Annotated in this window: 13 protein-coding genes; 10 read left to right on the forward strand and 3 right to left on the reverse strand. The window is 60.2% G+C overall.

Annotation, left to right across the window (positions count from 1 at the left end; translation table 11 throughout):
• Window positions 1–40: 40 nt before the first annotated feature.
• A complete protein-coding gene (locus tag PSAKL28_RS04855; protein ID WP_038607282.1) occupies window positions 41–394 on the reverse strand; it encodes an MGMT family protein in 354 nt (117 codons plus the stop codon).
• A gap of 151 nt (window positions 395–545) precedes the next feature.
• On the opposite strand from PSAKL28_RS04855, the gene PSAKL28_RS04860 reads away from it, so the two are divergent.
• The 5 genes from PSAKL28_RS04860 (at window position 546) to groL (ending at window position 5,200) form a co-directional block, all read left to right on the forward strand.
• Entirely contained in the window at window positions 546–1,553 is a 1,008-nt protein-coding gene (locus tag PSAKL28_RS04860) for a DUF481 domain-containing protein (RefSeq protein ID WP_038607285.1), read from the forward strand.
• 106 nt (window positions 1,554–1,659) lie between these two features.
• Complete coding sequence (locus tag PSAKL28_RS04865) at window positions 1,660–2,391, forward strand: HugZ family pyridoxamine 5'-phosphate oxidase (RefSeq protein ID WP_038607288.1); 732 nt, start codon at window positions 1,660–1,662, stop codon at window positions 2,389–2,391.
• Window positions 2,392–2,455: 64 nt separating this feature from the next.
• Window positions 2,456–2,953 (forward strand): FxsA family protein, encoded by a 498-nt coding sequence (locus PSAKL28_RS04870; protein ID WP_038607289.1) that lies wholly within the window; start codon window positions 2,456–2,458, stop codon window positions 2,951–2,953.
• A 256-nt stretch (window positions 2,954–3,209) separates the two neighbouring features.
• The gene (locus tag PSAKL28_RS04875; protein WP_003260750.1) at window positions 3,210–3,503 is read left to right on the forward strand and encodes a co-chaperone GroES; all 294 of its coding nucleotides are present in this window, start codon (window positions 3,210–3,212) and stop codon (window positions 3,501–3,503) included.
• Between the two features lie 47 nt (window positions 3,504–3,550).
• Window positions 3,551–5,200, forward strand: a complete 1,650-nt coding sequence (gene groL, locus PSAKL28_RS04880) for a chaperonin GroEL (RefSeq protein WP_038607294.1) — start codon at window positions 3,551–3,553, stop codon at window positions 5,198–5,200.
• A gap of 103 nt (window positions 5,201–5,303) precedes the next feature.
• Here groL and PSAKL28_RS04885 read toward each other — a convergent pair whose 3' ends face one another.
• Window positions 5,304–6,047, reverse strand: a complete 744-nt coding sequence (locus PSAKL28_RS04885; protein WP_051939170.1) for a phosphatase PAP2 family protein — start codon at window positions 6,045–6,047, stop codon at window positions 5,304–5,306.
• 188 nt (window positions 6,048–6,235) lie between these two features.
• On the opposite strand from PSAKL28_RS04885, the gene colR reads away from it, so the two are divergent.
• From colR to PSAKL28_RS04910, 5 genes are all read left to right on the forward strand, one after another.
• On the forward strand, window positions 6,236–6,919 hold the full coding sequence (colR, locus tag PSAKL28_RS04890) for a two-component system response regulator ColR (protein WP_038607297.1): 684 nt from the start codon (window positions 6,236–6,238) through the stop codon (window positions 6,917–6,919).
• Complete coding sequence (locus PSAKL28_RS04895) at window positions 6,909–8,201, forward strand: sensor histidine kinase (RefSeq protein WP_038607299.1); 1,293 nt, start codon at window positions 6,909–6,911, stop codon at window positions 8,199–8,201. The genes colR and PSAKL28_RS04895 overlap by 11 nt, the downstream gene beginning before the upstream one ends.
• A gap of 115 nt (window positions 8,202–8,316) precedes the next feature.
• Entirely contained in the window at window positions 8,317–8,997 is a 681-nt protein-coding gene (locus PSAKL28_RS04900; RefSeq protein WP_038607302.1) for a class I SAM-dependent methyltransferase, read from the forward strand.
• Between the two features lie 6 nt (window positions 8,998–9,003).
• On the forward strand, window positions 9,004–9,717 hold the full coding sequence (locus PSAKL28_RS04905; protein ID WP_038607305.1) for a lipopolysaccharide kinase InaA family protein: 714 nt from the start codon (window positions 9,004–9,006) through the stop codon (window positions 9,715–9,717).
• Window positions 9,714–9,941 carry a hypothetical protein gene (locus PSAKL28_RS04910; protein WP_038607308.1) on the forward strand — a complete coding sequence of 76 codons (228 nt, stop codon included), beginning with the start codon at window positions 9,714–9,716 and terminating at the stop codon, window positions 9,939–9,941. The genes PSAKL28_RS04905 and PSAKL28_RS04910 overlap by 4 nt, the downstream gene beginning before the upstream one ends.
• A 62-nt stretch (window positions 9,942–10,003) precedes the next feature.
• Here PSAKL28_RS04910 and PSAKL28_RS04915 read toward each other — a convergent pair whose 3' ends face one another.
• Window positions 10,004–13,066: a multidrug efflux RND transporter permease subunit gene (locus PSAKL28_RS04915; protein WP_038607311.1), complete on the reverse strand. Its 3,063-nt coding sequence runs from the start codon at window positions 13,064–13,066 to the stop codon at window positions 10,004–10,006.
• Window positions 13,067–13,074 lie beyond the last annotated feature (8 nt).

Consider the following 13,074-nt stretch of genomic DNA (forward strand, 5'->3'; position numbering starts at 1 on the left):
CCAACATCTGCCTCAAGTTTACGAAAACAAAGCGCGCACTCTAACCGCTGTGCTCCATCGGGCGCCAGCCATGGCGCAACATATCCACACGATTATTGTGCAGGGTGACACCTTCTGCGCGCAGGCGTGCACGCTGTTCGTCGCCTGAGGGCGTGCCCAGTGCCAGGCTCAAACGTCCACCGGCACCCAGGACCCGGTGCCAGGGCAATTGGGTGTCGGCCGGCAACTGACTGAGGGTACGTCCGACCCAGCGCGCTGCGCGTCCCAGCCCGGCCAGTTCGGCAAGCTGGCCGTAGCTGACGACCTTGCCCGCTGGCACTTGGCCAAGCACCAGATAGAGTGCCATTCGTCGGGCTTGCGCGTTTTCTGTCGGATCACCAGGCGTCGGCTTCATCGCAGCCTCGCAGGCGTTAGCGCTGAAACCGGGGCGTTTACCGGGCAAACAGGAATTGAACTCATTGGCATGGGGTGGGTCAGTCCTTGCTCTACGGGCGGGTATCTGGATAATGCCCGACTTTTTTGCAAACCAGAGTCCGTCCTTGCTTATGTTTTCTAGAGTCTTGTTGAGCCTTGTCGCCGTTTTTGCCTGTTCTACTGCCGTTGCTGATACGGTGTGGATGAAAAATGGTGACCGGCTCAGCGGCAAAATCACCGTTTTTGATGGTGGCAAGTTGTTGCTCAAGACTCAGTACGCTGGCTCGGTCGCGCTGGACTGGAAGCAGGTCAAGACGCTGGAAAGCGACCAGGAGTTGCTGGTCAAGCAGGACGCCTACACCGGCGAGAAAGCCAAATCGCTGAGTGCCGCTGAAGATGGCAAGGTCACCCTGGCCAATGGCGAGGCGCCCAAGACTGTCGAGCTGGCCAGTATCCAGCAGATCATGAAGCCCAAACCGGTGATCGAAGACCTGTCGTGGAAGGGCAATGTCGACCTGGCCATGGACTACAAGCGCGCCGAGTCCGACAGCGATGACTATGACATCGACTTCAAGACCACCGCCCGCCATGGCCGCTGGCGCCACCAGGCCGAAGGCGAATACAACCGCGAGAGCAAGGACGACGTCACCACCACCAACAACTGGAGCGCCGAATACGCGCTGGACCGCTTCCTCACCGAAAAATGGTTCTGGCAAGGGCGTCTTGAGTACAAGCGCGACCATATCGAAGACCTGGCCCGCCAGCGCACCGTGGGTACCGGCCCCGGTTACCAGTTCTGGGATGATGAGCTGGGCGCCTTCTCCCTGGGCTCCCTGGTCAACCGTACCGACTATGAATATGCCGATGGTGGCAAGGACAACTTCTATTCCCTGGCCATGAAGTGGGACTACAACCGCTACCTGATCGGCAAGCGGGTCGAGTTCTTCACCAACGGTGAAGTCGGTAAACCGCTGGACGGCGTGGCCAACTATGCCCTGGATGCCGAAGTCGGCCTGCGCTACAAGGTCACCGAATGGGCTTCGCTCAACCTCAAGGCCGAGAAGGATGTCATCAGTGGCACCCGCGATAGCGACCTGGACAAGACCCGTTACACCGCAGGCTTTGGCGTGACCTGGTAAGTCTGCTGGCAACCACCGGCGATAATGATTATTTTGACGGTTACCTTCATGGCCGCGCTTCACCTGCGGCCAGCCTTCAAAACGATCTCGCGTCGGGAGTCACACAGTGAGCGCTAAAGTCGCACAACAGGCCCGGGAGCTGCTGCTCAAGGAATACCGTGGAGTCCTGTCGACCCATTCCAAGTCGATGCCGGGCTTTCCCTTCGGTTCGGTGGTGCCGTACTGCCTGGATGCCGACGGCAACCCGCTGATCCTGATCAGCCGCATCGCCCAGCACACCCACAACCTGCAGAAAGATCCCAAGTGCTCGCTGCTGGTCGGTGAGCGTGACGCTGAAGATGTGCAGGCCGTTGGTCGCCTGACCGTACTGGCCCATGCCCACAAGCTTGAGGAACCGGCGCAGGTCGAAGCCGCTGCCGAGCGCTATTACCGCTATTTCCCCGATTCGAGCAATTATCACAAGGCGCATGATTTCGACTTCTGGGTGCTCAAGCCGGTACGTCACCGCTATATTGGCGGCTTTGGCGCGATCCATTGGGTCGACCACCTGAGCCTGGCCAATCCGTTTGCCGGCAAGGCCGAGCTGAGCATGATCGAGCACATGAACAGCGACCATGCCAATGCCATCGCGCATTACGTCCAGCTCAGCGGCCTGCCGCAGGGGACTGCGGCGCAGATGGTCGGCATCGACAGCGAGGGCATGCACCTGCGCATCGGCCAGGGAGTGTACTGGCTGCCGTTCGCCGTACCTTGCAATACGCCGATACAAGTGCGCGAAGCCCTGGTTTTTCTGGCTCGCGCCGATCAATGGCCAGCGCGTGAAAGCGTTCAGGGTTGAAATAGCGGTTGAGCGCATCCATTAAAGGTGTACTGCAAGGACATCTTGCGCAGAGGAACCATTGATGCGTGCTTTTCTATTGCTGTTTCTGATTTTCCCGGTGCTGGAGCTGTATGTGTTCTTCAAGGTCAGCACCGCGATCGGCTTCTTCCCGGCGCTGCTGCTGATCATTGCCGGCTCCGCCCTGGGTGTGCTGGTGGTGCGGGTGGCCGGTCTGGCCACCGCCCTGCGTGCCCGCGAGAGCCTGCAGCGTGGCGAACTGCCCGCGGAGGACATGTTCCAGGGCCTGATGCTGGCCCTCGGTGGCGGCCTGCTGCTGTTGCCAGGCTTTATCAGTGATGTGATCGGCCTGATCTGCCTGCTGCCGTTCACCCGCCGCCTGCTCGGGCGCAAGATGCGTGAGCGTGCCGAAGCCCAGGCCATGCGCCAGCGGGCGTTTGGCGATGACCCGTTCATGACCCGCCCGGGCAGCCCTGGCGGCCAGCCTCGGCAGCCGAACGTGATCGAGGGTGAGTACGAGCATCACGATCCCCGCGAACCACGCGACCCCCGCAATCTGTAACCCTGCAAGCGCTAGACTGAACGGCCCCCGACGGGGCCGTTCTGCATTGCGCGGGCGGATCGCTAAAAAATTTCATCAGCAAGCCTTGTAATTGATCTTGGCGACCTCATGTAGGGGTTACCGCAAGGTTTCCGGGGAAATGCCCCGGACATTACATGCGTGGTTCGCACCGCGAGCTACGAGCGGCTACGCCGCAAGCATCAACCCGCCGGTGTCGATACCGGCCGATGAAAACCACAATTAGGAGAGATCGACAATGAAGCTTCGTCCTCTGCATGACCGCGTCGTTATCCGTCGCAGCGAAGAAGAATCGAAAACCGCTGGCGGTATCGTTCTGCCAGGTTCGGCCGCTGAAAAACCTAACCGTGGCGAAGTCGTCGCTGTAGGTACCGGTCGCATCCTGGACAACGGTGAAGTGCGTGCGCTGGCCGTGAAAGTGGGTGACAAGGTGGTTTTCGGCCCTTACTCGGGCAGCAACACTGTGAAAGTTGACGGCGAAGACCTGCTGGTAATGGCTGAGAACGAGATTCTCGCTGTTATCGAAGGCTGATTCCGCTGGTTTCCCGTTACTCCAAAGTATTCAAGGATTAAACGATCATGGCTGCTAAAGACGTAAAATTCGGCGACTCCGCCCGCAAGAAAATGCTCGTTGGTGTCAACGTTCTGGCTGACGCTGTAAAAGCCACCCTGGGCCCGAAAGGCCGTAACGTTGTTCTGGCCAAGAGCTTCGGCGCTCCGACCATCACCAAAGACGGTGTGTCGGTTGCCAAAGAAATCGAACTCAAAGACGCCTTCGAAAACATGGGCGCCCAGCTGCTCAAAGACGTTGCCTCCAAGGCCAACGACGAAGCTGGCGACGGCACCACCACCGCCACCGTTCTGGCTCAGGCCATCGTCAGCGAAGGCCTGAAAGCCGTTGCTGCCGGCATGAACCCGATGGACCTCAAGCGTGGTATCGACAAAGCCACCATCGCCATCGTCAAAGAGCTGAAGTCCCTGTCCAAGCCATGCGCCGACTCCAAGGCCATCGCTCAGGTAGGCACCATCTCCGCCAACTCCGACAACTCCATCGGTGACATCATCGCCGAAGCCATGGAAAAAGTTGGTAAAGAAGGCGTGATCACCGTTGAAGAAGGCTCGGGCCTGGAAAACGAACTGTCGGTCGTAGAAGGCATGCAGTTCGACCGTGGCTACCTGTCGCCTTACTTCGTCAACAAGCCAGACACCATGGTTGCCGAGCTGGATGGCCCGCTGCTGCTGCTGGTTGACAAGAAGATCTCCAACATCCGCGAACTGCTGCCAGTTCTGGAAGCCGTTGCCAAGGCCGGCCGTCCGCTGCTGATCGTCGCTGAAGACGTTGAAGGCGAAGCGCTGGCTACCCTGGTGGTCAACAACATGCGCGGCATCGTCAAGGTTGCTGCGGTCAAGGCACCTGGCTTCGGCGACCGCCGCAAGGCCATGCTGCAGGACATCGCCGTCCTGACCGGCGGTACCGTGATCTCCGAAGAAATCGGCCTGAGCCTGGAGTCCGCTACCCTGGAGCACCTGGGTAACGCCAAGCGCGTGACCCTGTCCAAGGAAAACACCATCATCGTCGACGGCGCTGGTGTACAAGGTGACATCGAAGCGCGTATCGCCCAGATCCGCACTCAGGTTGCCGAGACTTCCTCGGACTACGACCGTGAAAAACTGCAAGAGCGTCTGGCCAAGCTGGCTGGCGGTGTTGCCGTGATCAAGGTCGGTGCTGGCACCGAAGTCGAAATGAAAGAGAAGAAAGCCCGCGTTGAAGACGCCCTGCACGCTACCCGTGCAGCCGTTGAAGAAGGCGTGGTGCCTGGCGGTGGTGTTGCGCTGGTTCGCTCGCTGCAGGCCATCTCCGAGCTCAAAGGCGACAACGAAGACCAGAACGTCGGTATCCAGCTGCTGCGTCGCGCTGTTGAAGCTCCGCTGCGCCAGATCGTTGCCAACGCCGGCGACGAGCCAAGCGTAGTGGTCGACAAGGTCAAGCAAGGTTCGGGCAACTTCGGTTACAACGCTGCTACCGGTGAGTACGGCGACATGATCGAAATGGGCATCCTGGACCCAGCCAAGGTCACCCGTTCGGCACTGCAAGCTGCTGCTTCGATCGGTGGTCTGATGATCACTACCGAAGCCATGGTTGCTGATGCTCCGCAAGAAGGTGCTGCCGGTGGCATGCCTGATATGGGCGGCATGGGTGGTATGGGCGGCATGGGCGGCATGATGTAAGCCAGCCTTACCGCTTAAGAAAAAGCCCCGCTAAATGCGGGGCTTTTTTGTGCCTGTTGTCCGGAGCATCCCCGGTGCTGCGGCGGTGCAGTTTACACCGCGATTACGGGCTTTCAGTCAATAGCGCATCGCGGGGCAAGCCCGCTCCCACCACCACAGGTTTGCGATACAGCACCCAGTAATAGCAGCCCAGACTGATCAACCAGCAGAACACCGCGGTCCACACGTTGTGTGAGAAAAAGTGTGCGCCTTGCAGCATGCGTCCTATCGAAAACACAGTGCCCAGAGCAAACGCGAACAGCAGGGTGGCACGGGCCAGGCGTGGGCGGCGGTCACGCAGGGCGAAGAACAGCGCAAACAGGGTGAAACCGGTGGCTGCATGGCCGCCAGGCCAGCAACGACCCGGTTTGTCGGTGGCCGGGCGAGGGCTGAGCAGTTCGCTGTAGGTTTCCTTGCCGCCGAACTCCTTCAGGCTCCAGGGGCACTGCACGGCGGTAACCGCTTTGACCGGGGTGACGAAACTGGTCGACAGGCCCATGGCCAGGACCAGATAGCCCAGCTCCCGACGCCAGCCTTTGAGGCGCTGCCAGAAGAAACTGCCGATGAAGGCCACAATGGCTCCTACGCTGAGGGCGATCACCACTTGTTTGGCGCGGTCATGCAGGATGTCTTCGAGGAAGTAGCTATGCCGACCGATGAACTGGCCGGCAACCGGGTCGAATGCCAGCTTGGCCAGGTCCATGTCCAGTGAGGTCAGTTCCAGCAGGATGAGTGTCAGTGCGGCGGCTGCGGGGATGCCGAGGGCAATCCACAGGTTGAGCGGGCGAGAAGGGGCAGGTAGCGGCATGGCAGGTCCAGGCAGGTCGAAGGGACAGTCCCAACCGGCAATTATCGGGTGGCCGCTATAACCTGTCCGTGAAGACTGAGTGAAAAAAACGTTAGCCTGCAATAAAGTCGCGCCGACCTAGCCGCGCGTGACCGATGGCCGTAAGCTGCGCCTGCCAAGCAGGCAAATGCCCCGGACGGGAGAACCCCATGCGTATTCTACTGGTTGAAGACAACCGCGATATCCTCGCCAATCTGGCCGACTATCTGGGCCTTAAAGGCTACACGGTCGATTGTGCCCAGGACGGACTGTCGGGTTTGCACCTGGCCGCCACTGAACACTATGACTTGATCGTGCTCGACATCATGCTGCCGGGGATCGATGGCTACACCCTGTGCAAGCGTCTGCGTGAAGACGCCCGGCGAGACACCCCGGTGATCATGCTTACCGCCCGCGATCAGCTCGATGACCGCCTGCAAGGCTTTCGCTCGGGCGCCGATGACTACCTGCTCAAGCCATTTGCCCTGTCGGAGCTGGCTGCGCGTATCGAAGCGGTACTGCGCCGGGCTCAGGGTGGTGGACGGCGCACCTTGCAGGTCAGCGACCTGGTGTATGACCTCGATACCCTGGAAGTCACCCGCGACGGCAAACTGCTCAAACTCAACCCTGTGGGGTTGAAACTGCTGGCGGTGCTGATGCAGAAGAGCCCCCATGTACTGCGTCGTGAAGTGCTGGAAGAGGCGCTCTGGGGGGATGACTGCCCGGACAGTGACAGCCTGCGCAGCCACGTCCATCAGTTGCGCCAGGTGATCGACAAGCCGTTCGAAAAGGCCCTGCTACATACCGTCCACGGTGTCGGCTACCGCCTTGCCGAGGGCCGTGATGGAGTTTAAGCAAAGCCTTGCCCAGCGGATCATCATCGCCTTTGCCTTGATGAGTGCGCTGGTGGCCGGCGCCTTCGCCTTTGGCATCGTGGCCACCGTGCATCTGGTTGAAGAGCGCTTGATCTCGGCTGTACTGGGAGGAGACCTGCAGCGCCTGCTGCGCATGGACAGCGTCAATGACTGGAGCCACCGTCCGCGACCGGACCAGCTGTTTTACTACAGCGGCGGACGTGACGAATTCGAACTGCCCAAGGACCTGCGTCACCTTAATCCGGGTTTTCACGAAGTATTCCGCGAGCAACTGTCCTATCACGCCATGGTCGAAGTGGTGGACGGGCGGCGCTATGTGCTGTTGCAAGATCAGAGTGATTTCGAAGAACGTGAGCGGGTGCTGTTTGCCATTGTCGTGGTGGGCTTTGTGCTCAGTCTGGCTTTGGCCGTGTTCCTCGGCTGGGTGCTGGCGCGACGGGTGATGGCGCCGGTGATCCGCTTGGCGCAACAGGTGCGCCATCGTGACCAGTTGCTGGGGCTGGCGCCGCCACTGGCACCGGATTACGCCGCCGACGAAGTGGGTCAGCTGGCCATGGCCTTTGACGATACCCTGGGGCGTTTGCGCGATGCCTTGACGCGTGAGCGCCTGTTCACCAGCGATGTCAGCCACGAGCTGCGAACGCCCTTGATGGTACTGGCGAGCTCCTGCGAGTTGTTGCTGGTCAACCCGAATATCGATCCGCGTACACGTTCGCAGGTCGAGCGGATCGCCAGGGCCACGGAAGAGATGCAGGAACTGGTGAAAACCTTCCTGATGCTGGCCAGGGCCCAGCGCGATGAAGGCGCGGTGGCCTCGCAGGCGAGCCTCAAGGAGGTGGCCGATGATCTGGTCGGTGTCTGGCGCGACACCATCGAGCAGAAAGGTCTGACGCTGCTTTATGACGCCAAGGGGGGATTGCCGACGTTGTACAACGCCACCTTCCTGCAGGCGGTAATGGGCAATCTGCTGCGCAATGCCGCGCATTACACGGACTATGGCTTTATCCGCCTGACCCTGGAGCCTGCAGGTTTTACGGTCGAGGACAGTGGCGTGGGTATTCCCGAGGAGCAGCGTGAAGCCATGTTCCGGCCGTTTGTTCGCGGCGATGAGCGGCGCGGGGAAGGTCTTGGTCTGGGGCTTTCGCTGGTACAACGGATTTGCGATGACCAGAACTGGACCGTCAGCTTGACCGCGATGGTGCCCCACGGCTGCCGCTTTCGTGTCGACTTGACCCGTGCTCCGGGCCGTCCGATCGAGTAATTGTGAAATGTTCTGTAACTTTTAACAGGGCGACTAACGAAATTTTCACATGCGCATGACCTGACGCCAACGATTGCCTGCTTAAGGTGGGCAGATTGGAGTCAGGAGATGCACCATGCGTAGCCCCATCAAACTCGAGTTTTCCGAGAAGTACGACCAGCAACATGCCCAGGAGTACTTTCTCAAGCATCAAGACGGCCTGGCTCGGCGCTTGTCTCATCAACGTGATGAACAACTGGCCCGCCGTGCCCTGGCGCTGGCCGGTGAGCCTGGTCTGGTGCTCGACTTGCCGTGTGGTGCCGGCCGCTTCTGGCCGATGCTGGCGGAGAAGCCCAATCGAGTGATCATTGGTGCGGACAACTCCGAGGCCATGCTGGAGACTGCCACCAAGTCGCAACCTGCGCATATCGTCGAGCGGGTACGCACCTTGCAGACCTCAGCCTTCGCTATCGACTTGCCGGATAACTCGGTCGATAGCATTTTCTGTATGCGACTGATGCACCACATTGGTGAGGCCGCCCACCGCAAAGAAATTCTCTCTGAATTTCAACGTGTTACCCGTGACAGTGTGATTCTGTCATTGTGGGTAGACGGCAACTTCAAAGCCTGGCGCCGGAAAAAGCTGGAACAACGTCGTTACGCTGAGACCGGAAAGGGCAGTTACCAAAACCGCTTTGTGTTACCGGTTGCTACGGTTGAAGAAGAATTTCAGGCTGCCGGTTTCCGCATTCAGGAACGATTGGACTTTTTACCGTTCTATGCCATGTGGCGAGTATACGTATTGCGTAAGGGGTAGCAGGGCATGGCGGTAGAGCGCTCAGGGACAACGACGGGGAACAACCGGTTCGATCACTTCTGGCAACAGCAGGGCGAGTGGGTCGAGGCTCCCAACCAGCGCCGGGGTGGGGAAAGTGGGGTACAGCGGCTGAGTGGTGAAAATGGTCAGGTGCTGTATTCCAAACGTCAGATTGGCCATATCTACCGCAGTTTGATGCACCCGTTCGGCCGCCCGACGGTGTTGCGTGAATATGATGCGCTCAACAGCTTTGAGCAATTGGGTGTGCGGGTGCCGCACATCGTTTATTGCGGGGTCGAGCGTGATGCCGACCATCAGTGGCGCGCCCTGCTGGTCAGCGAGGCCCTGGACGGCTTTGAGGATTGCGACAACTGGTACGCCAACGGTGCGCGCGAGCGTTACAGCCAGACCCTGCATGAGCGCATGCTGCAGGACCTGGCCGAGAACCTGGCGCGTATGCACCGTGGCCATTGGCAGCATGGCTGCCTGTACGGCAAGCATGTGTTCATCAAGGTGGTCGGTGAAGGCGACGAAGCGCGAGCCGAAGTAGCGCTGCTGGACCTGGAAAAGTGCCGCCGCCGCATCAGTTGCCAACGCGCTGCAGCCAATGACCTGAAGCAATTGCGCCGCCATTCGTCATTCAATGACGCAGAGTGGCAAAAGCTGCTCTATTTTTATCAGATGGCGTTTGGCAGCGCTGTCAAAGGTTTAGAGCAATGAAACTAGAAATCGCTCGAGGTTTGTTTCTTGTGGCTGCCCTGGCGGCGGCTACTGCTGCTGTGGCGGCTTGGGAGGAACCCGGGCCAGAGGTGTTGAGCCATGCCGCCAACGCGGCGCAGTGCCCGCTGCCACGGTTGATCAAACCGCAGGTGGAGGCCAAGCCGGACCATGACCTGCTGTTACTGCTGTTCGGTCTCAGTCAGGGTGGGCGTGCGCCGGGTTAATGCATAGCCGGTGGGGGCGGCGGTGCGACGACTCGACTTGCCCCGCGATTGCAGGTTGACAGTCACATCGCATCGCGGGGCAAGCCCGCTCCCACCGGCTCAGGCGCATCTTTTCGTGCCAGCAGGGTATAGACACACGGCAGGACGAACAGGGTGAACAGAGTGCCCACGGACATGCCGGTGGCAATCACCGTACCGATGTCAAAGCGACTCACCGCCCCGGCGCCGCTGGCCAGAATCAGCGGTACCATGCCGAACACCATCGCCGCGGTGGTCATCAACACCGGCCGCAGGCGGATCGCTGCGGCTTCCTCCACCGCCTCGCGGGCGCTCAAGCCCTTTTGCAGGCGCAACTGATTGGCGAATTCGACAACAAGAATGCCGTGCTTGCTGATCAGGCCAATCAGCGTCACCAGGCCGACCTGGGTGTAGATGTTCATGCTCGAAATACCGAGGAACAGCGGAATCAGCGCTCCACAGATCGACAGCGGCACGGTCACCAGGATCACCAGTGGATCGCGAAAGCTCTCGAACTGCGCTGCCAGCACCAGAAAGATGATCGCCAGGGCCAGGCCGAAGGTCACCCATAGTGCACTGCCTTCCTGGACGAACTGCCGCGCGACACCGGCATAGTCGAAGGCGTAGCCTTGTGGCGCTTCCTCGCGGGCGATGTTGCGCACGGTCTCCAGCGCCTCTCCCATGCTGACCATCGGCACACCCTGGATCATGGCGGCGTTCAGTTGCTGGAACTGGTTGAGCTGACGCGGTCTGGCGCGGTCGCTGATGGTGATCAGGGTCGCCAGCGGCAGCATCTGCCCTTGCTGGTTTTTCACGTAGTAATTGCTCAGCCAGTCGGGGTTGTCGCGATACGGTCGTTCGACCTGGGCAATGACTTTGTAACTGCGGCCTTCGATAGTGAAGCGATTGATTTCCGCTTCGCCGAGCAGGGTCGCCAGGGTGCCACCGAGGGCATCCATGGACACCCCCATCTGCGCAGCCTTGGCTCGATCGATGTCGACCACCACCTCGGGTTTGTCGAAGGCCAGGTCAATGTCGAGGAAGGCAAACTTGCCTGAGGCCTGGGCGCGTTCCTTGACCCGTTCGGCCACTTCCAGCAGGGACGCGTAGTCGTTGGCGGTGTTGATCACGAACTGGAACGGCAGGCCCTCACCGGTGCCCGGCAATGAGGGCAGGTTGAAGCCGAAGATCTGCAGGCCGGCGATGCCTTCGAGTTTGCTTTGCACCAGCGGCAGCAGTTCCATCTGGGTGCGCTCACGCTCGTCCCAGGGCTTGAGCAGGAAGCCGCCGATACCCGACTGCACGCCGTTGAAACCGTTGATCTGGAACGAGGAGTAGTACTCGGGAAACGCCTTGAAGATGTCGACGAATTCGTCGGTGTAGGCGCTCAGGTAGTCGAGGTTGGTCGGCTGCGGCGCCGTGGCCATCATGAAAATCACGCCCTGGTCTTCATCCGGGGCCAGTTCGCTCTTGGTGAACATCAGGAATACCGGGATCAGGCACAGCACGATCACCGCGAACACCAGCACCACCGGCCGGGTGTTGAGGGTGCCGTGCAAGAGTTTCTGGTAGCGCACCTTGAGGCCTTCGAACAGCATGTCGAGGCGGTGGGCCAGGCCGCTGGGGTTCGGGTCATGGCGCAGCAGCAGGGCACACATCATCGGTGACAGGGTCAGGGCGACGATGCCGGAAATGATCACTGCCCCGGCCAGAGTCAGGGCGAACTCCTTGAACAGCGCGCCGGTCAGGCCCTCGAGAAAGCCGATGGGGGCATATACCGCGGCCAGGGTGATGGTCATCGACACCACCGGCATGGCGATCTCCCTGGCGCCTTCCAGCGCCGCTTCGAACGGCGTCTTGCCTTCTTCGATATGGCGGTGGATGTTTTCCACCACCACAATGGCATCGTCCACCACCAGGCCGATGGCCAGGACCATCGCCAGCAAGGTCAGCAGGTTGAGCGAGTAGCCCATCAGTTGCATGAAGAACAGTACGCCGATCATCGACAACGGAATGGTGATCACCGGGATCAGTACTGAGCGCAAGGCACCGAGGAACAGGAAGACCACGACGATGACGATCAACACCGCTTCGACCAGAGTCTTCACCACCTCATCGATAGACGCCTGGATAAACAAAGTGGCGTCGTAAGCGATGGAGGCCTTGAGGTTGGGCGGCAACTGGCTTCGCAGGTCGGGCAGCAGTTTGCGCACCTCCTTGATCACATCCAGCGGGTTGGCGCCGGGCGTGGCCTTGATACCGATGTAGACCGAAGGGGTGCCATCGAAAGAACTGACGGTGTCGTAGTTTTCCGCGCCCATCTCGACCCGTGCCACGTCGCCGAGCAGCACCCGGCTGTCGCCGCTGGTCTTGAGCGGGATGTTGGCGAAGGCCTCGGCGGATTTCAGTTCGGTGGTGGCGTTGATGCTGGTGACGATGTACTCGCCCTTGACCTCGCCGGCTGCCGAAAGGAAGTTGTAGCGGCGTACCGCGGCGGTCACCTCATTGGCGCTCAGGCCGTAGCCGGCGAGTTTCACCGGGTCGATCCACAGGCGCATGGCAAACAGCTGGTTGCCGAGGATCTCCGCTTCGGCCATGCCGGGCAGGGTGGCCAGTTTGGGCTGGATCACCCGCGACAGGTAGTCGGTGATCTGCGGATTGCTCAATTCGCTGCTGTAGAAGCTGATGTACATCAGCGCCGAAGCGTCGGCGGCTTCCTTGCTCAGCACCGGGTCTTCGGCGTCTTGCGGCAGCTTGTTCTTGACCTCGTTGGCCTTGGCCAGCAGTTCGGTGAACAGCCGGTCGCTGTCGGCACCGATCCGCGCATAGATCGAGATCACGGAAAAATTCTGCCGGCTCACCGAGGTCATGTAGTCGATGCCTTCGGCACTCGCCAGGCTCTGCTGCATGGGTTGGGTGATGTAGCCCTGGATGGTTTCGGCGTTGGCCCCGGGGTAGGCGGTGGTTACCGTGATCAGGGCGTTTTCCATCTGCGGGTACTGACGGATCGGCAGTTTGCTCCAGGCCTGAAAGCCCAGCAGCACGATCAACAGGCTGACCACGCTGGCCAGCACCGGACGGCGGATGAACGGATCGGTAAAAGCCATGACGCATC

It is taken from the genome of Pseudomonas alkylphenolica (assembly GCF_000746525.1).
In the GTDB taxonomy this organism is placed as follows: Bacteria; Pseudomonadota; Gammaproteobacteria; order Pseudomonadales; family Pseudomonadaceae; genus Aquipseudomonas; species Aquipseudomonas alkylphenolica.